The sequence below is a fragment of the Porcipelethomonas ammoniilytica genome (assembly GCF_025567485.1).
Classification (GTDB): domain Bacteria; phylum Bacillota; class Clostridia; order Oscillospirales; family Ruminococcaceae; genus Porcipelethomonas; species Porcipelethomonas ammoniilytica.
In genome coordinates this window covers 1-713 of the sequence record NZ_JAOQKH010000093.1, presented here as the reverse complement: position 1 = coordinate 713, position 713 = coordinate 1, and the positions used below count along the sequence as shown (strand labels likewise).

General features: G+C 30.3%; 1 protein-coding gene. It reads right to left on the bottom strand.

The window, feature by feature from the left end:
- A partial coding sequence (locus OCV67_RS13435; protein WP_147644419.1) for a leucine-rich repeat domain-containing protein occupies window positions 1–713 on the bottom strand: 713 nt, incomplete at both ends.

Genomic DNA, 713 nt, shown 5'->3' with positions numbered 1-713 from the left:
TAGTATAATAAGGCGTATTTAAGAAGCAATCATTACTAAAAGCTATACCGTCAAGAACATTGATATTATTACCGTTATATGTAGCCTTCGGATAATTTACAGTGGTTAAGCTGGTACAATCTGCAAATGCTCTTTTACCAAAATCTATATTTTTATATTTATTTATATTTACTGTTTTTAAAGAAGAACAGTTTTTGAAGGCTTCTAAACCTACAGAAAGAAAAGCCTGTGAATTGCCTTCAAATGTAACCTGAGTTAATGCAGTACATCCACGGTAAGCTCCGTTGTAAATGTTTATTACCGATCTAGGAACATTCAATGATGAAATACCACGACAATTTTCAAAAGCTATTACACCGATTTTTTTTACCGATTTAGGCAAAACTACATTTGATAAATTATAGCAGTTAGTAAATGCTCCCATTTCTATATATTCTAGTTTTGAAGATAAATAATTTATAGATACGGTATTAAGATTAGAACAAGAATCAAATGCCGCCATACCAATTCTTTTTACAGAATCCGGAATTGAAATAGAAGTTAATGAAGAACAGCTTGCAAAAGTAGCGGTAGGGATTTCTGTTAAAATTGAATTTGATGCAAAAGAAACCGTAGTCAGATTCTTGCATAATTGAAAACAACAGGAATCCATTCTTTGTATAGTATTCGGAATAGAAATATATGTTAAATTACTGCATTTATAAAAACACATT